Here is a 22,326-nt window from a genome sequence, read left to right as displayed (position 1 = left end):
GCAGGATGCTCCAAGCATTCCTTCAAGCATCCTCGTTGCATCGCGTTGCCCTGCGTTGCAGGGTATCCCATTTGGGGACTAGTCCTGATTCGAAAACGGGTTTAATCATCCCCTTGCTCGCGCTACAAGGCTACCGTCGATAATCCGGTAACGTTACCGGTTTGTCCCATGGGACAGACGCTGCGCTCCTTGGGGACAAGTTCTGTCACAGAGCGTCGACAGAGTCTGTCGGTAACGCCGCGTGCGTTACTGAAACGTTACCGCGCTGATATCACCTCGATATCTGCACCTTCGGTGGTTGTCAAAACAACAAGGGGTTGTCGAAACGCCAACCGTTGTCAAATCAACAACCCTGTGACGCCGCGTGACGCACGGTGACGCTCCGATAACCCACGGTGAACCCACGGGTAACCGCTGGGTTCCGAAAGGGTTAGCGAAGGGTTGCCATTTCAGCAACGGTTGCTTTTTGGCAACCGGGGTTACCGAATCAGTAACGGTTACCAAAACGGTAGCCCCTAAGCAGTGTGCGATTTCCATCGCAGGGCGACTCCGGCTTTGAGCTAATCTAGGTGCCCATCTTCCTGCTCAGGTGCGTCATGCCTGCAACTAGATCCGTCCGTAAGCCTCGCGAACTTAAGCTCGCTGATTTCATCAAGCTGGAATACGAAGTGGCTCGGCTCGCGGCCGAAAACACGAGGCTCGCGGCGGACAATCGTTCGCTAGAGAGCGATCTGTCGATGTCGCGCTACGTGATCGTCGACCTTATGGACGTCCGGGGGCTGCTGGACGGATATGTTGGCCTGGAAGACTACAAAGACCTTGTGGTTTGGAGAGAAAAGGCCTTAGAACGCGTGCTCGATGCCGCCGACCCGCGACCGGCGATGCAGATGGGGGATCTTGGATCTGGAGAGCGTGCTCTTTGCCCACTCTGCCGCGGTAGCGCTAGCAGTCCTAGCGTCCGCGGTTTCGCCTTTCCCGAAGGGTTGAAGCGCCATTTGCTGGGCTCACATACGCCTCACCAGTGCGAGGTCTTTGCCGCTGCTGATAAAAGCATCATCGGGCGCATTCGTGCGAAGGTCGTTCGCATGGGCGGCGCTTAAACCGGTATGGAGTGGCAATACTAGAAGGTGTACGAAAACCGTACATAGCGAAGACGCAAAACCGCCTCATATAGATACGGTTTCCGTACATACAGGACAAAGCCCATGTACGGTTTTCGTACCTATCAGGCGGCTTCCATATACGGTTTTCGTACAGGAGACTCTGTTTTGGGATCGGGCTTCGGCGATGGTTTCCAGCGTGCGTAGGCGCCGCGCGGAAACGCTGCCGGCGACACATCCAACCCGTCCAGTTTGTCGAGCGCTGCCCAGGTGATCGCGTACCAGCTCGCCTTGTTCGGCATGCGCCCTTGGACTGTCAGAAAGATCAGATCCCGCTCCAGAAGCTCGAGCCGGGCGCGGTTCAGCGTCTCCTGCGAACGCCAGCCGCGCTTCTCGTTCATGTACCGCCATGAGCAGAGGAGCGCACCATTGTTGCGAGTGTTGTATTGCTGGGCGATGTCGACGAGCAGCTTCACGCCGTTGCCTGAGAGAGTCAGGAAAGCGTCGCTGAAGAGAACCACATGGGGAATGAGCATAACGGCCCCGCCGGGGCCGTCACGCTTTGATTTAGCCGTCTTGGCGCGGTTTGAACGGTCGCTCATACATTGAACGACCTCTCGCACAGGCAACGGCTGAGAAGACGCCGCGTCATGTTCATGTTTTCTCTGCCCCGGCGGCGCGCATCACAGATCCGTTCCGAGGTCTGCTCTTTCGATACCCTTCACAGACCACATGACCGGGTAAAACTCCCTGATAAGTCGGCGGGAAACCGTCTCGGTCATCTCGGGAGCATAGCTATGCACGGTCAACTCGGTTTCGCTAATGCCATCGAGCCGCCATACGATGGACCCACCATTAACGAAGACGACGAAGATATCGTCTCCCACTTGCACGGGCTCGTTTTTATCAAATAGCACGAAATGACCTTGCTTATGCCGGGGAGCCATGTTGGCATGGACCACACGTCCGACGAACACAGCAGTGCGCGTCGACTGACCATCCATGGCGGCGAAATGACGGGCGTCGTTATACATGGCAGACCTCCTTGTTTGCGAGTGCTTGGCGGGTGCGGCGCAAGGCCTCGTCGAACAGATCGCGCGCCTTGGCTTCGATCTCCGGCATCAACGCTGCAAGTGCTTCGTCGGTCAGCGTCGGCGGCAAATTGATTCGACCGGTGTAGTAGCTTTCATCATCACCCAGAAGGCTTGCATTCGGCCTATGGTCGCCTGAATCGCAAGGATGCTCCGCCAACAACTCGCGTGCTCGCCAGCAGTCCTCGGTAAGTGTACGAAGCGCGTCAGGCAATGCCTTCTCAAACCTTCGTCGAGCAGCCCTTCCGTCGATCGTCAGGCCGAAACTGAATGGCGCAACGAACAGCAGATGACATGCAATCGCCGGCCGGTCGTTATCACCGCGGCGGCCTGTCACGTGCTTCAGGGTCGCGGCCTGACGAGTATTTCGGCCACCGCGTGCGGCGGCCTTGCGCACTGCAGGTGATGCACAAACCGCGCGCGTGATTTCCGCCAGCCGCTCATCGTCAGCCATAGTGTGCGAACGGAGGGCCAGCGCAGTAACTTGCTGCACGCCCGTCAAACCAGTGTTACGATTCGTCATGTTGACTCTCCTTACCAGAGGGGACTTCTTCAGATCACAACGCCTCGCCGGTTGCAGCCAGCGGGGCGTTTTCTTTTTCGGCGCTCAAAACAGCGCCTGCCAACAAACTGTTCTGCAGCCGGAACACCACCTCAGCGTTGACGCTTCGACGATTGACCTCTGCCTGAGCGGTCAGCCAGTCTTTCAGCGTCTCCGGCAATCGAAGCTTCATCTGCGGAAGCTGTGCGGCCGTACTCATTTACACCTCCCTGTATGAACCACAGTGGTCCGTTGCAATCAACGATAGACCACCGTGGTCCCATTGTCAAGACCACCGTGATCCATCATTATTCGGGCCATGACACGCGAAGATCCACAAATGAAGCTGCGGCTTCCGCCCGAACTGAAGGAAGTGCTTGCGGAGGCGGCGATCGCAAACAATCGGTCGCTGAATGCCGAGGTTGTGTCGCGCTTGCAGGAAAGCGTTAGCGGCCGGGCGTCGGCGATCGACGAATGCACCATTGATCTCTTCGCCGAGAAGGTTGGCCAGGTGCTGGACGAGCGCGACAAACGCCGCAAGAAGGTTTAAACTCCGCGAAAAACGCTGTACCGACATAGCCCGCCTTGAGCGGGCTTTCGCACATTCGGCTATCGAAACGGAGGTGCGAACATGGCAGGTATAGCGCGGCGCCGGGCGGACCGGGCGCGAATTAAGAAGAACCGTGGGTACTATTGGTGGGGTCGTCGGCTGGTCGACGACGAACTCGGAAAGGTGATCGATACTCCCACGCCATGCAGTTGCTGGATGTGCGGGAATCCGCGGCGACGCCTGAAGAAGGATCGGCTCACAATCTGGGAGCAGCGCTGGTTTCAGGAGGTCGATGATGAGTCATAGCAAACGGAAGACGCCGATTACCGCAATGACGACGGCGGTCAGCGAAGCATGGAAAAAAGCAAAGTGGCATCGGCGCCATCGCCGTGAGGAGCGCGCCCGGCTGAAAGTCGAGGCCGAGGGCTATGTCCCGCGCAGTCACCGCGAGCACTCAAGTCCGTGGACAATGGAAAAGGACGGCAAGTTGTACTTGGGATCTGAGGCCGATCCCAAAGAGATGCGAAAATGAGGTCGGTTGGCGGGCTAATGGTGGGTAAAACCGGGCCGCACGCTCCGAAGCGTTGCCGTGCCTAATACTGTGGCGGTTCCGCCGATCTACGCTGTTACGCTGCAGTTACTCGGCAAGCCATTCGTTCGCAGCCGAAAAAAATGAGTCGATTTCTGTTAGCAAATCGGAATCTCTCTTCTTTAATGCATTTGTATGGCGCGACATATGCGCGTCTTTGTCTTTGAGCACCAAAGAGCGATTACTGGAGTGTTCGAAGATATCCAAATCGATCCGCTCTTGGACCATTCTGTTGTTGATCTGAAGAGAGAGAATCAATCGCTTGAAACGCGAATACACTGAAACAATCAGTCTACGTAGCTCAACATCAGGCACCTTTCCTATTTGATAGGACGCGGAGCCGTTGTAGATTGTGAATGCATCTTCCGATGCCGGAAATAAGTAAAGGAATGGCTGATCATCGCGTGTCTTTCGCAGTGCGGGTCCAACGTGCTCGTTATAGTCACTCCATATCGCTCGCAATTCATCATGAGTTGCCTGAATGAAGGCGCGTATCTCCGTTTCTTCTCTGGCGATTTCAGCCCCCCTCCGCTGACCCTCAAGAAGCTGACTGTCTCGATACTGCTTGTGAGACACCCAAATGGCGATCCCAACAGCGCCTATTGAGCCAATTGCCTGAACCCAGGTCGCCCAGTCGGAACTGCTGTTTGGGGGGAATTTCAAGAGTGCCGTCAGCAGCATTCCTGCCCCAAACCCAATCGCAAATAGAATCTTCCAATTAACGGACTTCATGCGATCCTCGTTTTTTTTGGGGATCGTAGCATGGACGGAGGACCGCGCGCTCGCGGTCACAATTCCTCGCCGTCCGCGGCGAGCTAAAGTCGTCGGCTCCTGGTGCCGTTATCCCATTGTGGACTGCAATAATCTTCGCGCTTCCTACAAACAATCTCACAATCGGGGAAAAGTATGGCGACTTACGTAGAGAAAAATCTTGTCTCGGGCGAACAAATTATCTACCGGGGCCAACTGAGCCTTTGGCACCTTGCACCCAATATTATCGCTGGCGTGCTGTTGCTGCCGCTGTTCGGCCTCGGCTTGCTGGTGTTGCTCGGAGTGCTCATCCGCTACAAGTCAACTGAACTGGCAATTACGAACAAGCGAATCGTAGCCAAGTTTGGCTTTATTCGTCGTAGCACCGTAGAGATCGGCGTGCGGAAGATCGAAAGCATCCAGGTGCATCAAGGCATTCTTGGTCGCCTATTTAATTTCGGATCGATCGTGATGGCCGGCGCGGGAAATCCGCAAGCGCCTATTCCAGGAATCTCCCAACCGATGGAGTTCCGCAAGCAATTCCTCGAGCATCAGGAAGCAGCAGCGTAATTTCATGGCAGTTTCGGCGGAGCCAGTCTCCGCCGTACCGCCTTGCTGGTTGTGACTCGATGGACTTCCATGCGTGTCAACCCGCCATCCACCCGCCCATTCGGTCCAAATTGAAAAGCCGCCCGAAGGCGGCCTGAGCTAGCTGAGCACCTTAGGTCGGCGTCGGCAAGTACGGTTTATCGGCGGCTAGCGCGTTATCGTAAAACGTCTTGTAACGCGGGTCATTCGTTTCGACTGCGCCCTGATAGAAGTTTTCCTGTTCGGGCTGCGGATCACTGAAAGCGCCGTTGATCGCCGATTCTGTTTCGTCGGAAAACTGAACATAAATTGTCATGATTAGAACCTGAACCAGTTTGTACTAACGGTGAAGCCGGGAGTTCCGGCGCTGTTTGCGCTCTGAGTAAAAATCGACTGGGGCGCGACAATATCGACTTCGTACGGAATCGCCTGCGAACTGCCGGCCGCCAGATTTGTTGTGTTGAATTGACCGCCCATGTTATTGACGCCGGTTCCGGCTATAACCTGAGAAATAGCGCTTGCAGCACTGCTGCCAACCTGATTGAAGCCACCGACAGAGCGCGCATTGAGCGGAATCAATGCGGCGCTTGTTCGAATCGTCGGGCCGCCTACAAACGTCGAGGCAGTAATGATATTGCCGCCACTCCATGACACCTTGCGATCGGTCAGCGCAAACGGTGCGAAGTTGGCCGTCGTTGTGCCCATCGGGGCGATACAGATGAGCGCGCTCGCCGTGTAACCTGCCGGTAATGTTCCGCCATAAACCTCTGGCGCCTTAGCCGCAGTCGCATCAGTGACGAAAACGTTGGTCCCGGCCACCGCGCCGAACGCTGCGTAGACCGCCGCAAAGCCGTTTGCTGCCGGTGTAGTGCCGACGACGCCACCAATACCACTGGTGCCAAGCGAAACGGCTTTGCTGAACGATGACAGCAAATATGAAAGGCCGCCGAGAGCCGACTGGACAACGATCTCGTCTGCTGTGAATGTCACGCTCGGACCAGTGGCGGCGAGGAAGGCGGAAACATTGCGCGCTTGGCCAACTACCGCTCTTGAACTGGCCTGCACTGCCGCCAGAAGGTTGGCAATCAGAGTGGTAGTCGTACCGTCGTCAACAGCATTTTGTCCTGTCTGGTTCACGATGAACTGAGCCAGAACAGCCGCCATGATGCTCGACTGACGCCACACCTTGTTCAGGTCAGGCGATTTCGCGATGCCTGATGCAAAGCCGCCTTGAAGCAGCGTCGTGTCGGCCGCATAAGTTGCCTGCGGCGTGACGTTGGCAGTGCCGCCTACGGCGAACGGAAGGAAGTCATTCGACATGCGCGACCTCCTTATCGAAGCCGCCGTTCGGGTCGTCGAGCGAGATGAGATCGAACGCCTTCAGGATCGTGTTGCGGACGACACCGACTTGATAGCGCTGCATGCCCAGCACGTCCTGAGGAGCGGGCAGGGAGCCTTCCGAGATGCGCCTGCGGATGGTGGATGGGTGCACGCCCAGGAGGCCTGCTACAACGCCGATGTCGACGTGCGCCGAATCGGGTAATTCATCGAAGTGCTTCAGCGTCGGTTCAACGCCAGCATCCGAAATCGCGGTGGTCATGTGATGCCTCGCGCAACAGCAATCGCGAGCTGAGTAGTTCTGTGTGCGTGTGCTGTCGCTAGGGGTCTAAAGTCTCAGCTTGACACGAAGAATCTAACGTTGGCATTGGCAAACCTAAAGGGCTTGCCAAGTTTTGCATGGTGGGTGCTATGGCGGGTTATTCAATGAATGGAGTGAAGTGCTGCGTCGCATAAGGCCTAGCGGCGGAACTATGATCCGCCTTACCTTGGCGAGAGCGTAAGATGGCAGCAATTCGTTCGAGCCCCCTCTGATCAATGGACCCTCAACTTCAACTTGCCTCGCAAGTAGCCGCGGCCGTCGCGGACCAACTGCCTCAGTATTCTTGGGCTCGCCTCGGCATTCAGTCGATCCTTCTCGTCATCGCTGGCGCGATCGGCGGGTTTCTCGGCTCGCTTATTCGTGAGCACGCGAAGAATTGGGCGGCGCTACGCACCATCAGGAAGCTGACTCGCGCAGTCGAGGACATCAAGACTGATAACGCAAAACAACTCGCGGAATTGGGGCATCAAAACTCGATTTTTCTCGAACAGGCGAAGGCTCAAAACCAACTTCGATTCGCGGCGCTAGATAAGCGATTAAATGCGCACCAGGAAGCGTTCACGCTGTGGCGACGTCTTCTTGCACGTGCACACGAAGATGACGTCCACGAGATAGTCCGAGAATGCTACGTTTGGTGGGAAAGGAATTGCTTATATCTGGAACCGACCGCTAGAAACGCATTTAACCAAGCATTTTGGGCCGCATCTCATCACAAAGTGCTGTTGGAAACGCCGGTTCGAGATGAGGCTGCCATTGAGGCGATAAAGCGCAACTGGTCGGCAGTGCAAGACGCTGGAACCATAATAATGGACGCAGCGTCACTCCCCGCCATAAACGACCGTGAGCGCGAGGATCTGATTAAGACCCCGGGGCAAAACGTGCCGGGGACCGGGCTCGAACCGGAAAATCGCCCCAAGTAACCATATTCAGCGTTCGATGACGACCGATTTTGCGATACGTGTCATTGGTTGTGCGGATAAGAGTGCAACGTTGCACGCTTTTCGACTCCGCATAGGACTCCTCACCGCCGCAGGGGTGGCGTTAGACAAGTCAGGCCCCGGCAAGCTGCCACTTAAAGTGGTTATCGAATTTCCTCAATTTGAGGAAATCCACCCAGCCACGAAGCCGAGGTGCATACCAGCGTTTCCAAACGGCCCAAACCGTGGAAACCAAGTGGAAACTATCCGAGTCATCTGTTTCATAGATTGCAACAATCCGGTTTCGTCAAATCGCGCCGTTCGTACTAATCTGCGCAGTTATTCGTTCGGAAACAAGTGCCTCTGTCAGCGCTTATCCGTTGCGGCACAAGGCTTCCAGCGGATCGGCGCGTTCAGAAACATGCGCGGAAATATCGGGTTTACCGCCGCCGTAGCGCTCGCTCGATCGCTCGGCTGTGGCGAAGAAACTCGCGAACCTCGCGCATAGTCTCGATTACCTCGCGCGTGCGGACGCCGTGCTTGAACGAGTTGCGAGCTGCCGCGGCCTTGCCGGCTTCAGTCACAGGTCCGGTCGACTGCTCCCACGGTTTCCATCTGCGGATCTTTTCCGCCTGCTCGGCGCGTTGCTCCGGTGTCCAGCGTCGCGGCATGTTGCGCCCCCATCTCGTCGGTTAATAGTTCGTTTGCCGGGTTTCCATCTTCCTTCTCATGCGCGCGCGCGGGCATGGCCGCTGCGCCCTGCGTTACTGGTCCGTTGTTGACCTGCTGCGGGCCGGCCGCGTTGTTCTGCTGCTTGATGAACGCGACCGACTTTGGCGCCTTCAACTCGCCGAGCACGCGGAGCGTCTGGGTGCATTGCGCCTGTGCCTTGAGAGCCATTCGCAGCAGTACTTCAGCCTGCGGCAGCCGGTTCGCTATGTTCAGGCCGGCGAGTTGGGCACACTCGTTATAGATGGAGTTGAGCGACATCGCCTGCGAAATAAGCAGGGCTTCGGGAGTAGTCATGTCACCTTCAACCACTGCCTTGCATTTATCCCTATATTCCTCGTGCATGGTCAGGATGTTGGCCGGCCCATAAGCCTTCATCGAGTCCGGTATGAAGCTCATGGCTGTATGCGCGGACATGAACGACGGGCGGGCCATCAACGTAGCGGTAATCTTCGAAATATCGTGCCTGGCTTCCTTATCCGCCTTCTCGTTGGCCGCCAGGGTAGCGGCATCCGATTCCACTTGCGGCGCCGGCTCTTTCGGCTCGATCTGTTTCTTGGACATTATTCTTTCCTTTTTCAATATTGGGTGCCGGCCGCGGCGCCTGATAGGAGGCGGCGCCCGCCGGCTGTCGGGGTTTTCTTCTGGGGCGGCACTCACCGACTAATCCGCCTGGACTTGCCTAACGCTTTCCTTTAGTTCTCAAATGCATACGAAGCATCGTCAGAATTTCGTCGACGTTGATGTGCAGATGCTTTGCGGCGGCCTTGTCAGCCGTCTGGCGACGGCGTGGCGCACATTCGGCACACTTCGGCGCTCCCGCATGCCGCGAACACCCGCAACGCCTGGTGTCGGTCGTGAAGTGTTTGGGCAGGCGCTTCATGCGAAGTCCTCCCGCGCTGCTTCCGGATCGTCACGCAGAGCCGCGCTGTAGCGGTGCCAGACCTTGGCCGCGGTGTCCGGCGATGGAATCTCGATCCGCATTGCCTGCTGCCCGCTGAACGTGGCTGGCACGTCCGAGTACTGCGCGGCATCGATCGCCGTGGCCAGAGCCGTAAATTCGGCTTTGACGTCCTCCAGTCGCTTAACCATGGCTTCGACGTCTGCGCGCTTCACGGCCATCACCGCGAGCCGCACGGCTGTCTCTGCGGCCTTATAGGCGGCGTCCGATTCGGTCTGCTCCGCAACGAGCTGCTCGAGCGCAGCCTTGGCTGTGTCACGTCGCACCTCAGCATCGAGTACCGGGCCTCGATCGATCACGCGGCTGGCGTCGAACGATGCGCCACCTGATTTCAGTGCTTCGGCCAGATTGGCGCCGGATGCCTCGATCTCGCTTTTGTGCGCCGCCGTCATGGCGTCCAACTCAGACTGGCGGGCCGCAACAAATGCGCTGGCGCGCTCGACTGCCTGATTGGCAGCATCAAGGCGCGCTGAGGCGTCCAGCTGGGCCTCGATCGCCTCGCGCAGTGCATCGCGTTCCTTACCCGGCTCGATGTCCGGCAGGGGCGTAGCGGCCGCCACAATGTGCGGCGCAGCTACTGGCGCCGCAGACTGCTCTGGCGCGTCCATCAGCTCAGTGCGGATGCCTGGGAGGTTTCGATTCGTGACCAGGAACGTCGCCATGGCGTAAGCCGCGGTCGATGTCAGTTTTTCGGCATGCACCTCGCCATCGCCGGAAACAACTCTGAAAATTGCTGGCTCTTGCATGGTTACTCCGCCATCAAAGTAAGTTGCAGGTTGGGCAGGTTGTAGGACGTTTCGAGTACCTGGAGAATGTCCCAGGCGATTGCGTGCGAAACGTTTTGAACGACTACCGTGCCGTTGGTTGTGATTTGCCAAATGTTCATTTAGTGCTCCAAAATTTAAGGTATTTGGTAAGGCGCTGAATAAGTGAGTGCTTGGTGCGTTCGGCGCCTTCCAGCCGCACGGCACTATCTACGTCAATTACGATGTTCGGCGGCTCGCCGGCGATCGGATTGGGCGAAATAGACATCGATCCAATGACCCGCACGCGATCGCCGTGGCGAAGCGGCAGGACGTCCGCATAGCCGGCGCTGCGTGCTCGCGTGATGAGCCGCACGCTAACCTCGTTCCCTCTTGCGTCGAGCGCGATTAGCTTCGCCCGCAGCGTCCGTTGCAGCGGACTGCGTTGGTGCGGATCGTTGCGCATCGTTCCCTCGATCGCCGCCCACATCCGCGAATCAGTTTGCAGGTCGCTCATTGCCCAGCCCTCCCACAAACAGTCCCTGTAGATGGCATCTCTAGAGGGTGCACGACCGGCGTGTTAGAGAGACGTTCGAAAATGGTCCTGATTGACACGATCGGCGTGTCAGCGGAAAGGCCCCATGACACGGTCGGCGTGTCAATCAGGCGGCTTGTGACACGCTCGGCGTGGTAAGCGATGTGTTTTTCTGCATGATGGTTGGAAGGTCCGCGAACGCCATAAACGGGAAGGTTCGGGGTGAGACGTCGTACCCGTCGTTCGGATCGATTGCGAAGAAGGTCAGCGCAAACCAACTCGCTTTGTTCGGCCGCTTGCCCTTCACCGTCTCGAAGAGGAAGCCCGCCGCGGTTAATTCCGCACGCGCCTTGTCCAGCGTGTCGCGCGACTTCCAGCCGCGTTTCTCGTGCATGTGGGCCCAAGTGCAGATCAACCGCCCGTTGTCGTCCCCGCGATACTGCTCGAGCATGTCCATCAACAACGCTTTCGCGTGCGCGGACAGGCGGATGTACTTCGCGCTTTGCAGGACGACCGCCGGCAGCGCGTAGAACCGCCCGGATGCCCGTTTCTGCTTGGCGCCCTTGAACCGTTTGTTTGCCATACATCACGCGGCCTCCATCATGTCGACGAGATCCAGTTCGCGATCGATCAGGCTGTAGCGGGCGACGTTGGCGTGCGAGTAGCCATCGCTATCGACTGCTGTGACGCGATGCGAGTAGATGCGAAAGCCTTGCTGGATCAGCTCTTTGACGCGCTGCGCGGGGTGACTAATGCCTTTGGCGCGGAGGCTGTAGGTGGTTTGACCGTCTGCCTTAAGGTAATCGAGCACGCGCTTGCATTGCGCCGCAGCCGACATGTCTCTATGATTGCTCTTGGTGGTCTTCTGGGTCGCGCTCTTGCCGGAGTTGCGGCCCTTTTCATTGTTGGTGGTCATGCGCGCCCTCCTTATGCTCGGCAGGAGGATGCGCGCGAGGCAAGCCAAGCGTTCAGCTGCGATTCGAAAAAGATCGTGCATCGCGGCGACAGCTTGACCGGCTTGGGGAAGTCGGGGATGGTCTTGGCGTAGCGCCAGAAAGTCGAAACGCCGATGCCGAGGTGTTCGGCTGCCTTCGACGGGCGCAGGGCGCGCCCTTGTGCTTCTGCTGACATAGAAACTCCTGTTCGTATCAGGTTGTTTCCCAAGACAATCCGTCTTGGTTGTCAGCAGATTAATTTTCGAGGATTGGCAAACCTAAAGGGCTTGCCAGAAATCTCTAATCGACTACTCGCCGAATGGTGCTGATTGCTTCCAGTGGCAGCCCAAGACGATGCGCAATCACCCGCGCTTTCTGAAGCTTCGACTTTCCCCGCAGGTCTTCACCCTCGGCAATTTTCCGCCACGCAGCCTTATCTTCAGGGCCGTACTTCGTGACCTCTGCGACCGCCTTTCTTTGATTCTTGCGCTGCTGCTCAAGGGTTTGCTTGCCTTTGTCGCCGAGCGTTGCGCGCTCCTCGAGGTTTCGCCTGTCTGTCCGAACTGCATGTTCAGAAAGCAGATCGGCTTCGAGTGAGTTAAGACCCTTCACACCGCCCCAGCGCGTCGCTGTCTGTGCTTGCGAGGCGATGACTTCGCTGAGTAGCTCTGGGTCCTCCAGCAGCGGCTTTACCTGCTCCTGGACTCGTTCCCAAAACTCACGATTACGCTCGTTGATGTCCTTCTTCTTTGTTGTCATTGCGCCCTCACGCAACATCCCTCAATAGGGACCGCGCCAACCAAGGAGGGACTTGGCTTTCGGGGATCAGCCTAGGCGCGGTGTGATCGATTTACTGCTCGCTTGAATCGTAGTCGACGGGACCGAGCTGCTTCAAAGCCTGTTCGACAGATAATCTCGCGCTCTGAACGTCCGAATCATGAATGTGTCGTCTGTGCGCTCTGTCCAGAAAAATAAGCGCGGTGCCCAGCTTTACCCTGAGCAACTCGAACTCAAGTTCATTCATGCGTGCGCCCGCGAAAGATTGACCACGTTACCAGTCGGGAACGGTCGGGAAATGAAATGCGCCCAGTCTTCCATCAGTCGGCGCCGACGTTCAAGCACTTCACTGCGCCAGTAGGCCATCTCGCTCGAGTCTCCTGGAACGTGGGCCAATGCTACTTCGATTAGCTCGCGCGGGTGATTCGTCATTTCTGTGGCCCAGTCCTTAAACGTTGACCGAAAGCCGTGGGGCACGATAGCCGCATCGCTCTGCTTCGGATCTCGCCAGGTTGGTGGTTTACTATCGCCGTTCATTCGTTGGATAACCGCGAGCAGCGTCATGTCGCTTAGCGTCTTTCCGCGTGGGCTCGGAAAAACAAGGCCGGTCCGCGGTTTGTCGGACTGCGGTAATGCTTTCAATAGGTCAATGGCGGCTGGAGGAAGGGGAACGCGGTGCTCCTTTCCCAGTTTCATTCGATCGCCGGGCACACTCCATATCTTGCTTTCGAGATCAAATTCTCCCCAACGGGCGCCTCGAACCTCTCCCGAACGTGCTCCTGTGAGAATGGCAAACTCCAGGCACCGCGCACCAGTTGAGTCAATGGACCTAAGTTCCTTTATGAACGCAGCTGCTTGCTGAAATGGCAACGCTGGAAAATGGCGCACTTTTGCAACTTTAGAAGGCTTCGCCAAGAGGTGGTCAAGGTTGCCTCTCCACAGCGCGGGGTTTTCACCCGAGCGATACCCCTTGACTCGGGCCCAATCAAGCACGTTCTCAATACGTCCGCGGACGCGCGAGGCGGTCTCCGTCTTCGTTGTCCAGATTGGTTCAAGCACCTGCAGCACATGCTCGCGCGTGATATGCCGGACAAACATTTTTCCAAGAATCGGCTCGGCATACTGTGCCAGGGTGTTGCGCCACTGGTCCCCATGTTTGGCGTTTTTCCATTCGACAGACCGGGACGAGATGAACTCCTTAGCGGCCTTACTGAACGTAATTTCTGACGCTTGGGCGACGCGTAAAGCGCTTTCAGCAGCACGTCGCTGGAGAACTGGGTCGACGCCTCCGCGGACCATTTCGCGCTCGGCTTGTGCCTTCGTCTGCGCATCTTTAAGGCTGACGGCGGGGTAGGCTCCCAAGCCAATTTCCCGGCGCTTATCGCCGATCTTCACTCGCAATATCCACGAGCGGGCTTGCGGGCCAGCTACCTGCAAGTACAGGCCTGCAACTTTTCCGACCGGGTGCATACCTGGCTTAACCAGACGAGAGACAGCGAGAGCCCCGAGTTCCTTTGCTACCTTTGGCATTTTTTACCCACCATTCAACCCGCCATAAATATCAAGATTGAACGATATCATTCGACACATTCAAAGACAACGTTTCTTGTGAAGCCTTTTGTAAATGGGCTCTGTGGTTGTCTCACTATGTCTCGATTTGTGTAAATATGGCGGACCCTCTCTCCGCCAGGAACGAATGATATGCCGTTGAATCCGTAAGGATTCAGCGGCTTTTTGTTTTGGCTTGCCGCCCGAGCGTCAAACTGGGCTCTGCACGCCGTATCCGCACGTCGAACCCAATAGCGCAACGCACAATCCAACGGACCTTCGATGCGGTAGACTTCCGCGGAACCACCCCGGAGATCGCGCAATGGATCGCAAGGTCAATCTGCTATCTGGACTGAATCTGTCTACTGCAATTGGTGCGGAAATCGGCGCACTCTGCCGGCCGGTGGTGACACGATCGGACGGTACGGTCTATTACATCGACCACGCCAGCACCGACGCTCTGCGCGAAAAATATAAACATGATCCGAACGTCGACATCGGCGCGCTCGTCGATGTCGACGCCGTCTGGGGCAAGCAATCGCTCTCCGAAGCGCTAGGTGGCAAATCCGTCGACTACGTGATCGCATCCCATGTGGTCGAACATGTGCCCGATCTGGTCGGCTGGTTTGCCGAGATCGGCGCGATCCTCGAACCGGATGGCCAACTGCGCCTCGCTGTGCCCGACAAGCGCTTTACTTTCGATCTGATGCGGGAGGAGTCGCGCATCAGCGACGTGTTGAGCGCTCATATCGTGCGGGCGCGCATTCCTCAGCCGCAGGCCATCCTCGACCATGTCGTGAATGTGCGTTACGACGTGAATGCAGGGGCGATCTGGGCCGGCCTCCCGTCCGGTGGACGGCCGGCGCATACGTTCGCGGAGGGCATGGCCGCTGCCCAGGATGCTTTTGCCAACGGCAATTATCATGACGTGCATGTCTGGGTGTTCACGCCAGCCACGTTTGCGCGGATTTGCCGCCTGCTCGTCGAAAACGGCCTGCTGAGCATGTCGTGCGCGAACTTCTTCGACACCGCAAGAAACGAACTCGAGTTTCTGGTTCATATGCAGCAGTGCGCCGATGTCGAATTCGCATGCGCCAGTTGGGCGCGCATGGAAGCGGCCGCCGCACCGTTGCCGGCGGACCAGCCTGCGGCATCGCTTCAGGTTCGCGCCGTGCCTTCGCGGCTGCATCGTGTGGTGCGGCGCGTGGGACGTCTGCTGTCGTAGTGCGAAGCAGAGGACCAGCGCTTCAGTTTTCGTCCGCTTGCGGCGCTCGCCTGTCTGGCTCGATTTCGACTCGACCACGCTCGTTTCTGAATCTTGCAGCCGCGGGTATTCTGTAATCTGTAAAATGCGCGGATGGAAACACACAGCATCCGCGACGCAAGTTCTTTGCGCTACGTAACCGGCCTCGATGGACTCCGTGCCATTTCGATGATGCTGGTCGTCCTGTTTCATTACACGAGCTATTTTTCCAGTCGCCTTTCCGGGTTGGGCGGCGTTTGGTCCGTCATCGTGCGCATTGCGTCGACCGGCTGGATAGGCGTGGACGTGTTTTTCGTGATCTCGGGCTTTCTCATCACCACAACGCTATTGAAGCGGCCCGTCAATTCAATCGCGTCATATTCCAAGTTCATTCGGCGCCGGGCAATTCGGTTGCTGCCGGCCTACGTCGCGAGCCTGCTGATATTCACGCTTGTTGCGCTGCTCATCGATCCGCATACCAAAGTCCTGAGAAACGAGTATTTGCTATGGACATTCACGGCCAGTCTGCAATCGCTGTTCGGCGACCGGGTTGCGCTGGCCGATCAACACTTCACCATGGCGCATTTCTGGACGCTCGCCGTGGAATGGCATTTCTATCTCGTCTTCCCGATTCTCGTTGCCCGTTTCCATTCGTACTTTCGCCCGGCTGTGGCGCTGTTGCTGGTGGCGATAGCGTTCAGGGTGGTGTGCCATTTTGCCGGGGTTTCCGACAACGGTATCTATACTTTCACGCTGTGCCGGATCGACTCGATTGCAGTAGGTTGTTTGTTGGCACTGGTGCCTGCCCATCTTCGTTCCAGGCAGTCCACAGCAGCGGGCGTGCTCGGCGCGGTGATTTTCATGGCGGTCTGGATTGCGTTGGCCTGTTCGGATGTCCCATTCAAGACCTTGGCGTGGCTTCAGACGTTCGGATACACGCTGTTAGCGGTGTCCGTCGCGTTGATGATTTACCGGGTCATTCATTCCCCGCCGCGCTCGGTGATCGTGCGTGCGCTGGAATTCAAGCCGCTTACTGCAATAGGGCGCGCAAGCTATAGCCTATACATCTGGCACGTGCCTTTTTATCCCGCCATCGTGCTGGTGGCGCAACACAACTTCACGGACATCAGGCTTGCCTATCTTGTCGCGGTATTGGCCGGCGTCGCGATGACGGCGGTGCTCGGCAGCCTTTCTTATCTGCTCGTCGAATCCCGATTCACCCGGGCGCGTCCGGCGGTGCTGGCGTGAAGGCGGTGCGCTGCTCGATGTATGGCGGCGAGACCGACCGCACGAGGCGGTAAACCAAAACAAATCATCTTGCTCTAAACTAGCGGCCGCCCAAGCCCCCCAGTCAAGAGCAAGAACTCCATGCCTCCAGCGCCCGCCGAGCCACCCGGCTCCTCATCCGTTAGTTTGCCGAAACACCCCGCATTTCAGCGTTTCTGGTGCACCCGCATCCTCTCGTCGCTGTCGTTCCAGATGCTCGCCGTGGCAATGGGCTGGCACATCTACGCGCTCACGCATAGCGCCTTCGCACTCGGCCTCGTCGGCCTCGCGCAATTTCTACCGATGTTCGTGCTGACGCTCGTCGTTGGACACGTCGCCGACCGCTACGACCGCCGCTGCATTGCGGCCATCTGCCAAAGCCTCGAAAGCGTCGCTGCATTGTTATTCGCTTTCGGCACCTTCGGCGGATGGATCAGCGCGCCCGTGATCTATGTGCTGGCCGCATGCGTCGGCGCGGCGCGCGCCTTCGAATCGCCCGCGGTGGCTTCGCTGTTGCCTGGCGTCGTGCCGCGCGGGCAGTTGCCCAAAGCGACCGCATGGGCCACTTCCGCGAATCAGACCGCGCAGATCGCAGGCCCGGCGTTGGGCGGTCTGCTCTATGGCATCGGCCCCGGCGCGGCCTATCTCGCCTGCACGCTGTCGTTCGCGGCCGCGGCCACGGCCGTGTGGGGCATCTCGCTACAGACGAAGCCGGCGAATCGCGCGCCCGTCACGCTTGAATCGGTGTTCTCGGGCATTGCCTTCATTCGCAAGGAACCGGTGATTCTCGGCGCGTTGTCGCTCGATTTGTTCGCCGTGCTGTTCGGCGGCACGACCGCGCTATTGCCGGTCTTCGCACGCGATATGCTGCACACGGGCCCACTCGGCCTCGGGTTGCTGCGCTCGGGCACCGCCATCGGCGCGCTCGCGGGCACCATCTGGCTCGCGCATTTCCCCCTGCGTAACCGGCCCGGCGCGGCGATGTTCGGCGGCGTGATCGCGTTCGGCGCGGCCACGGTCGTGTTCGGTCTGTCGCATCAATTTCTCGTGTCGCTTCTCGCGCTGATGGTGCTCGGTGCTTCCGACACCATCAGCGTGGTCGTGCGTCTGTCGCTCGTGCAACTGCGCACGCCGGATGAAATGCTGGGGCGCGTCAGTGCGGTCAATTCGCTTTTCATCGGGACGTCGAATCAATTGGGCGAATTCGAATCCGGCGTGTCGGCGGGGTGGTGGGGCGCGCGTCCGGCCGTGCTGGTGGGCGGCGTAGCGACCATCGCGGTCGCCTTACTATGGATGCGCTTCTTCCCCGAACTCCGGCGCACGCGCTCGCTGGAGCGCGAAGAGGAACTGGCGCCGAGCCATTGATCGACGCGAGACGTTGCGTCAGGCCTGCGCGGCACTCACACGCAGCGCGGTCCATCGCACCGTCGCCAGAATCGATGCCGCGACGATCAATGCGCCGCCGACCCACGCGGTCACCGAAATCCGTTCACCCAGCCAGATGCAGGCAAACAACGCCCCGAACGCCGGTTCGCTGCCCATCAGCAGCGAGACACGTGTCGGACTGCTGCGTTTGATCGCGAAGTTCTGCGCGAAGAACGCGAACAGCGTGCAAGCGATCACCAGATAGCCGACATAGCCCCAGAACGCCGCATGTCCCGCAATCGAGGGCAAGGGCTGCCACTGCTGTGGCGCAAACAGCCAGGCGGCGGCCGCGCTGCCGAATGCCACCACGCCTGACTGAACCGCTGTCACCGAGAGCGGCGGCAGGGCCGAATCACGCATCACGCGTTTGGTCACGCACACCGTCAACGCGCGCAGCAGGGCGGCGAGCAGAATCAGCGCGTCGCCGGGATTGAGGCTCAGCGCGCCGTCGCCGGCGAGCAGCCATGCGCCCAGCAGTGAAAGCGCCACCGCCAGCCATTCGACACGGCTCGGCTTGCGCTTGAGCAACAACCATTCGACGATGGGCGTCAGCACCACGCACAAGCTGATCAGAAACGCGGCGTTGGCGGCGCGCGTCATCAGGATGCCGAACGTTTCGCACAGGAAGATGCCGAGAAGCAGCGCGCCAGCGATCAGCACGCCGCGCAGCGTGCGGCCATCGGCGGCGCGCAGGTGGCGCAGGGTGGGCGACAGGATCAAGAAAGTGATACCGAAGCGCAGCGCGAGCAAACCGAGCACCGGATAAAACACCAGGGCGCTTTTGACCACGCCGTAACTGGTGCCCCACACGACTGCGACGGCGAGCAGCATCAGATCGGACAACATGAGCAGGCGTTCTTGTTTCGACATGGACGGACCTCGGAGCTAACGAGACCATATTGTCGAACTTTGCGCCAAGCGTGATAATCGGGTCTCGGCGCACAGCGTTTATGTCGCAAATGCATTAATAGCCTGCCCGCACTCACGGACCTGGAACGATGACCCCAACCGAGCTTTTCGCGTTGCTACCGGACATGGCGGTTTTCGCGCGCGTCGTCGACGCCGGCAATTTCTCGGTGGCGGCGCGGCAACTCGGCAGCACGCCGTCCACGGTCAGCCGTCAGATCAAGCGTCTTGAAGACGCCCTGGCGACCCGTCTGCTGGAGCGTTCCACGCGCACGGTACGGGTGACGGAATCGGGTGCCCAGGTGGCGCGATTCTGTCGCGACATGGTGAGCGCAGCGTCGGGCGCGGTGGACGCCGCCGGGCAATTGGCCGGCAGACCGCAAGGCAAGGTGAGCGTGAGCGCACCGACCCAGTTCGCGAAGTCCGTGATACACCCGCTCATTCCCGGCTTCCTGCACGCTTACGACGAAGTCGACCTGCAACTCCTCTTCACCGACCACGACGTCGACCCGCTCGCGGACGATGTCGATCTGGTGATCCGCCTGACCGAGCATCCGCCGCAGGGACTCGCGGGGCGCCGGTTGGGCTCGGTGCGCTGGCTGCTGGTGGCGTCGCCGGCGTATTTGCGCGAACGCGGCACACCGGCGCAGCCACGCGAATTGCAGAAGCACGCCTGCATCTACCTCGGCGAGACTGCCGACGACAACCGCTGGCGCTTTCGCCGCGGCACGGAGACACAGAGCGTCGACGTGAAGGGCCGCTACATCGCCAATCATGCCGGCGCGCGGCTCGAAGCCGCGCTGCAGGACTTCGGCATTGCGTGTGTACCGGAATTCGCAGCCTCGGAATCACTGCAGAGCGGCGAACTCGTGCAGGTCCTGCCGAACTGGAATCTCGAAGCACGCGCCTACGTCGGCTCGGTGTGGCTGCTCTATCCGCCGAATCGTTTCTTGCCGCCGAAGGTGAGGGCATTGATCGACTACCTCGTCGAGCATCTTCACGACACGCTCGCTACCGCCTGAGAGCCACCGCACGCGAGACGAAAGTAGAATCGCCCGCGTAATCCATGATTCAATGCAGTCCCAGCGATTCGATCGATCACGAGGAGAACAGCATGAGCTTGCGCGAAACCGGACCGATTGCGGCGACTGTCTATCGCGGCGCTTCGATTGAGAACACGCATCTGGCGCACGTCGCGGTGGTCGACGCGAGCGGCCGCCTGTTGGCATCATTCGGCGATCCATCGCGTATGACGCTCGCACGTTCCGCAGCGAAGCCCGCACAAGCGTTGGCGGTGTTGGAAACCGGCGCGCTGGAGCGTTTCGGCTTCGACGAAGCCGACCTTGCGCTGATGTGCGGCTCGCACAGCAGTGAGGCGCGCCACATCGAGCGCACGCGACAGATGTTGGCCAAGGCGCAGGCGAGCGAAGCCGACTTACGCTGCGGCGGCCATCCGCCGCTATCCGACGCCGTCTACATCGACTGGCTCAAACGCGACTTCAAGCCGGGCGCCGTATGCAGCAACTGCTCCGGCAAACACGCGGGCATGCTGGCCGGCGCGCAATCGATTGGAGCAGCGATAGCGGGCTACGAGCGACCCGACCATCCGTTGCAGGTACGAGTAAAACACACGGTCGCGGACGTCTGCGATTTGCCTGACGACGCGGTGCAATGGTCGACAGACGGCTGCAATCTACCGACCCCTGCGTTTCCGCTAGACCGCCTCGCGCGCCTGTTCGCGAAGCTAGCCGCCGCGGAGGACGAGGTATCGTCGCAAGCGCAGTCCATCACATCGCGCACGACGGCGCTCGCCCGAATCTACCGCGCGATGACAACGTATCCGGAATGGGTAGCGGGCGAGGGGCGCTTCTGCACGCAGCTGATGCAAGCCTTCGACGGCGCGCTGGTCGGCAAGGTGGGCGCGGACGGCAGCTACGCGATAGGCGTACGAGCATCGGAGCAGACGAAGAGGGCGGGCGCGCAAGGCGCGCTGGGCATCGCCGTAAAAATCGAGGACGGCAACGTCGGCATACTGTACGCGGTGGTCGCGGAACTGCTTGCGTTGCTAGACATCGGAACACTGGAACAACGAGCGAAACTCGCGTCGTTTCACGCACCGAAGATGTTGAACACGATGGGCATCCCAACGAGCCGAATAACCTATTCGGTCGCACTCAAACGCGCACCAGAAGCCGCCACTCGATGAACGACCGCGACGGCGCGCGCAGCGCCGCCGGAAGAATGACTGCTGTGTCACGAACGCGGACTGTGCGAGAGCACAGATTCCAGATGCGCCACTACCGTAGCTGCGCGGGGGACCCGCTTAAAAGCTAGCGGTGTAAAGCCGCTTTCTTTGCCTACTTTCTTTGCGGCAAGCAAAGAAAGTAGGTGCCGCCCCGCACAGGGGCAACGCTAATAAACCACCGCGAATTCAAGGAAAGGCCAACAAACCAACAAGAAGCAACAGAAAAAACCCCCAACTCAAGCAGCAACAACAGAAGGCACAACCCCAATAGCATTCCGAATAGCATCCGCCAACTCCGAGGCAGCGAACTTCGCCACATACCCATTAGCCCCGGCATTCTTCACATGCGCCTCATTAGCCGCCCCGGTAAGAGAAGAATGAATAATGACCGGAATATCGCGAGTCCGCTCATCAGCCTTAATTTGCCGAGTGAGCATAAACCCATCCATCTCGGGCATCTCAAGATCAGTCAAAACAAGGGCGATACTATCCTTGACACGAGTCCCATTAGCCTGCGCCTCGCGCGCAACCTGCTGCAACGTATTCCAGGCCTCTTCCCCAGTCTTGGTCATGACATAATCCGCGCCAATAGCACTCAAAGCCTGCTCAATGAGCTTCCGAGCAAACCCCGAATCATCAGCAGCAAGAATCTTCGCCCCACGCCGAATCCCCAACGCCTCCCCAACGGAAGTCGGATCCACACTAGGATGCTGTGACGGAAACACATCACGCAAAACCTGCTCGACATCGATCACCTGGGCCAAGCGCGAATCACCAGTATTCCCATCGATCCGCGCAATGCTAGTAACCAGATTGCCCCCAGCCGCACCTTCGGCGGACAAAACCTGATTCCACTCCAGCCGCACGATATCGTCGACCTCTTCAACCGCGAACGCCTGCGTCGACCGAGCAAACTCCGTCACCAGCAAAATATTCAGCCCGCGCGTCGGCTGACACCCCATCAGCCGCGGCAAATCGATCACGGGAATGATCTGCCCGCGAATATCCACGGCGCCCATCACAAACGGCGACGAACCGGCGATCGGCGTAACCGTCGGCATGGTCGAGATTTCCCGCACCTTGAAGACGTTGATGCCATAAAGCTCATGCGCGTCGCTGCCGGGCACGGCGCCCAAGCGGTACAGCAACAACTCGAACTTGTTGGAACTCGTCAGGTTGCTGCGTTCATCGTTCGCGCGGTTTTCTACTGCCATCGAATCTCTCCAG

Annotated in this window: 29 protein-coding genes; 10 read left to right on the top strand and 19 right to left on the bottom strand. The window is 58.8% G+C overall.

Annotated features, from left to right (window positions below):
* Nucleotides 1–596: 596 nt before the first annotated feature.
* Complete coding sequence (locus B0G74_RS13225; protein WP_132375189.1) at nucleotides 597–1,100, top strand: hypothetical protein; 504 nt, start codon at nucleotides 597–599, stop codon at nucleotides 1,098–1,100.
* A gap of 125 nt (nucleotides 1,101–1,225) precedes the next feature.
* Here the strand turns inward: B0G74_RS13225 and B0G74_RS13220 are convergent, their stop codons facing one another.
* From B0G74_RS13220 to B0G74_RS13205, 4 genes are all read right to left on the bottom strand, one after another.
* Nucleotides 1,226–1,702 (bottom strand): hypothetical protein, encoded by a 477-nt coding sequence (locus B0G74_RS13220; protein WP_132375188.1) that lies wholly within the window; start codon nucleotides 1,700–1,702, stop codon nucleotides 1,226–1,228.
* Nucleotides 1,703–1,783: 81 nt separating this feature from the next.
* Complete coding sequence (locus B0G74_RS13215; protein WP_132375187.1) at nucleotides 1,784–2,134, bottom strand: hypothetical protein; 351 nt, start codon at nucleotides 2,132–2,134, stop codon at nucleotides 1,784–1,786.
* Nucleotides 2,127–2,714, bottom strand: a complete 588-nt coding sequence (locus tag B0G74_RS13210) for a hypothetical protein (RefSeq protein ID WP_132375186.1) — start codon at nucleotides 2,712–2,714, stop codon at nucleotides 2,127–2,129. The genes B0G74_RS13215 and B0G74_RS13210 overlap by 8 nt, the downstream gene beginning before the upstream one ends.
* Nucleotides 2,715–2,748: 34 nt before the next feature.
* A complete protein-coding gene (locus B0G74_RS13205; protein WP_132375185.1) occupies nucleotides 2,749–2,952 on the bottom strand; it encodes an Arc family DNA-binding protein in 204 nt (67 codons plus the stop codon).
* Nucleotides 2,953–3,051: 99 nt separating this feature from the next.
* Between B0G74_RS13205 and B0G74_RS13200 the strand changes: the two genes are divergently transcribed.
* Together B0G74_RS13200 and B0G74_RS13190 are read left to right on the top strand one after the other, a co-directional pair.
* Entirely contained in the window at nucleotides 3,052–3,282 is a 231-nt protein-coding gene (locus B0G74_RS13200) for an Arc family DNA-binding protein (RefSeq protein WP_132375184.1), read from the top strand.
* A 295-nt stretch (nucleotides 3,283–3,577) separates the two neighbouring features.
* Nucleotides 3,578–3,814: a hypothetical protein gene (locus B0G74_RS13190; RefSeq protein ID WP_132375182.1), complete on the top strand. Its 237-nt coding sequence runs from the start codon at nucleotides 3,578–3,580 to the stop codon at nucleotides 3,812–3,814.
* 105 nt (nucleotides 3,815–3,919) lie between these two features.
* Here B0G74_RS13190 and B0G74_RS13185 read toward each other — a convergent pair whose 3' ends face one another.
* Nucleotides 3,920–4,603, bottom strand: a complete 684-nt coding sequence (locus B0G74_RS13185) for a hypothetical protein (RefSeq protein ID WP_132375181.1) — start codon at nucleotides 4,601–4,603, stop codon at nucleotides 3,920–3,922.
* 174 nt (nucleotides 4,604–4,777) lie between these two features.
* Here B0G74_RS13185 and B0G74_RS13180 point away from each other — a divergent pair, with 174 nt between their 5' ends.
* Nucleotides 4,778–5,191 carry a PH domain-containing protein gene (locus B0G74_RS13180; protein WP_132375180.1) on the top strand — a complete coding sequence of 138 codons (414 nt, stop codon included), beginning with the start codon at nucleotides 4,778–4,780 and terminating at the stop codon, nucleotides 5,189–5,191.
* Between the two features lie 151 nt (nucleotides 5,192–5,342).
* Here B0G74_RS13180 and B0G74_RS13175 read toward each other — a convergent pair whose 3' ends face one another.
* Genes B0G74_RS13175 through B0G74_RS13165 form a run of 3 tightly spaced genes read right to left on the bottom strand, consistent with a single transcriptional unit; the run spans nucleotide 5,343 to nucleotide 6,809 of the window.
* Nucleotides 5,343–5,525 (bottom strand): hypothetical protein, encoded by a 183-nt coding sequence (locus B0G74_RS13175; protein WP_132375179.1) that lies wholly within the window; start codon nucleotides 5,523–5,525, stop codon nucleotides 5,343–5,345.
* A gap of 2 nt (nucleotides 5,526–5,527) precedes the next feature.
* Entirely contained in the window at nucleotides 5,528–6,529 is a 1,002-nt protein-coding gene (locus tag B0G74_RS13170) for a hypothetical protein (protein ID WP_132375178.1), read from the bottom strand.
* Entirely contained in the window at nucleotides 6,519–6,809 is a 291-nt protein-coding gene (locus B0G74_RS13165) for a transcriptional regulator (RefSeq protein WP_132375177.1), read from the bottom strand. The genes B0G74_RS13170 and B0G74_RS13165 overlap by 11 nt, the downstream gene beginning before the upstream one ends.
* A gap of 275 nt (nucleotides 6,810–7,084) precedes the next feature.
* Between B0G74_RS13165 and B0G74_RS13160 the strand changes: the two genes are divergently transcribed.
* On the top strand, nucleotides 7,085–7,789 hold the full coding sequence (locus tag B0G74_RS13160) for a hypothetical protein (protein ID WP_132375176.1): 705 nt from the start codon (nucleotides 7,085–7,087) through the stop codon (nucleotides 7,787–7,789).
* Nucleotides 7,790–8,362: 573 nt separating this feature from the next.
* On the opposite strand, the gene B0G74_RS13150 is transcribed toward B0G74_RS13160, so the two are convergent.
* From B0G74_RS13150 to B0G74_RS13115, 9 genes are all read right to left on the bottom strand, one after another.
* Nucleotides 8,363–9,079 carry a hypothetical protein gene (locus B0G74_RS13150; protein ID WP_132375174.1) on the bottom strand — a complete coding sequence of 239 codons (717 nt, stop codon included), beginning with the start codon at nucleotides 9,077–9,079 and terminating at the stop codon, nucleotides 8,363–8,365.
* Between the two features lie 315 nt (nucleotides 9,080–9,394).
* A complete protein-coding gene (locus B0G74_RS13145) occupies nucleotides 9,395–10,222 on the bottom strand; it encodes a hypothetical protein (protein WP_132375173.1) in 828 nt (275 codons plus the stop codon).
* Between the two features lie 2 nt (nucleotides 10,223–10,224).
* The gene (locus tag B0G74_RS45740; protein ID WP_165923854.1) at nucleotides 10,225–10,362 is read right to left on the bottom strand and encodes a hypothetical protein; all 138 of its coding nucleotides are present in this window, start codon (nucleotides 10,360–10,362) and stop codon (nucleotides 10,225–10,227) included.
* Entirely contained in the window at nucleotides 10,359–10,736 is a 378-nt protein-coding gene (locus B0G74_RS13140) for a hypothetical protein (protein WP_132375172.1), read from the bottom strand. Before B0G74_RS13140 ends, B0G74_RS45740 begins: the two co-directional genes overlap by 4 nt.
* A gap of 145 nt (nucleotides 10,737–10,881) precedes the next feature.
* The gene (locus B0G74_RS13135; protein ID WP_132375171.1) at nucleotides 10,882–11,337 is read right to left on the bottom strand and encodes a hypothetical protein; all 456 of its coding nucleotides are present in this window, start codon (nucleotides 11,335–11,337) and stop codon (nucleotides 10,882–10,884) included.
* Nucleotides 11,338–11,340: 3 nt separating this feature from the next.
* Entirely contained in the window at nucleotides 11,341–11,670 is a 330-nt protein-coding gene (locus tag B0G74_RS13130; RefSeq protein WP_165923853.1) for a helix-turn-helix domain-containing protein, read from the bottom strand.
* An 11-nt stretch (nucleotides 11,671–11,681) separates the two neighbouring features.
* Entirely contained in the window at nucleotides 11,682–11,885 is a 204-nt protein-coding gene (locus B0G74_RS13125) for an AlpA family phage regulatory protein (protein WP_132375169.1), read from the bottom strand.
* Between the two features lie 104 nt (nucleotides 11,886–11,989).
* Nucleotides 11,990–12,448: a hypothetical protein gene (locus tag B0G74_RS13120; RefSeq protein ID WP_132375168.1), complete on the bottom strand. Its 459-nt coding sequence runs from the start codon at nucleotides 12,446–12,448 to the stop codon at nucleotides 11,990–11,992.
* A 261-nt stretch (nucleotides 12,449–12,709) separates the two neighbouring features.
* Nucleotides 12,710–13,936 (bottom strand): integrase arm-type DNA-binding domain-containing protein, encoded by a 1,227-nt coding sequence (locus tag B0G74_RS13115; RefSeq protein WP_347814519.1) that lies wholly within the window; start codon nucleotides 13,934–13,936, stop codon nucleotides 12,710–12,712.
* Between the two features lie 400 nt (nucleotides 13,937–14,336).
* Here B0G74_RS13115 and B0G74_RS13110 point away from each other — a divergent pair, with 400 nt between their 5' ends.
* The 3 genes from B0G74_RS13110 (at nucleotide 14,337) to B0G74_RS13100 (ending at nucleotide 17,888) form a co-directional block, all read left to right on the top strand.
* The gene (locus tag B0G74_RS13110) at nucleotides 14,337–15,239 is read left to right on the top strand and encodes a methyltransferase domain-containing protein (protein WP_132375166.1); all 903 of its coding nucleotides are present in this window, start codon (nucleotides 14,337–14,339) and stop codon (nucleotides 15,237–15,239) included.
* 132 nt (nucleotides 15,240–15,371) lie between these two features.
* Nucleotides 15,372–16,505, top strand: a complete 1,134-nt coding sequence (locus tag B0G74_RS13105) for an acyltransferase (protein WP_132375165.1) — start codon at nucleotides 15,372–15,374, stop codon at nucleotides 16,503–16,505.
* 120 nt (nucleotides 16,506–16,625) lie between these two features.
* Entirely contained in the window at nucleotides 16,626–17,888 is a 1,263-nt protein-coding gene (locus tag B0G74_RS13100; RefSeq protein WP_132375164.1) for an MFS transporter, read from the top strand.
* 18 nt (nucleotides 17,889–17,906) lie between these two features.
* Here B0G74_RS13100 and B0G74_RS13095 read toward each other — a convergent pair whose 3' ends face one another.
* The gene (locus B0G74_RS13095) at nucleotides 17,907–18,818 is read right to left on the bottom strand and encodes an EamA family transporter (protein ID WP_132375163.1); all 912 of its coding nucleotides are present in this window, start codon (nucleotides 18,816–18,818) and stop codon (nucleotides 17,907–17,909) included.
* A gap of 128 nt (nucleotides 18,819–18,946) precedes the next feature.
* On the opposite strand from B0G74_RS13095, the gene B0G74_RS13090 reads away from it, so the two are divergent.
* The gene (locus tag B0G74_RS13090; protein WP_132375162.1) at nucleotides 18,947–19,876 is read left to right on the top strand and encodes a LysR family transcriptional regulator; all 930 of its coding nucleotides are present in this window, start codon (nucleotides 18,947–18,949) and stop codon (nucleotides 19,874–19,876) included.
* A gap of 92 nt (nucleotides 19,877–19,968) precedes the next feature.
* Nucleotides 19,969–21,060 carry an asparaginase gene (locus B0G74_RS13085; protein ID WP_132375161.1) on the top strand — a complete coding sequence of 364 codons (1,092 nt, stop codon included), beginning with the start codon at nucleotides 19,969–19,971 and terminating at the stop codon, nucleotides 21,058–21,060.
* Between the two features lie 275 nt (nucleotides 21,061–21,335).
* On the opposite strand, the gene B0G74_RS13075 is transcribed toward B0G74_RS13085, so the two are convergent.
* A complete protein-coding gene (locus B0G74_RS13075; RefSeq protein WP_132375160.1) occupies nucleotides 21,336–22,313 on the bottom strand; it encodes a chemotaxis protein in 978 nt (325 codons plus the stop codon).
* Nucleotides 22,314–22,326: the final 13 nt, after the last annotated feature.

The organism is Paraburkholderia sp. BL9I2N2, assembly GCF_004339745.1.
Lineage (GTDB): Bacteria > Pseudomonadota > Gammaproteobacteria > Burkholderiales > Burkholderiaceae > Paraburkholderia.
Note: the sequence above shows the minus strand (reverse complement) of the source record. Positions and strands in the feature narration are given on the sequence as shown.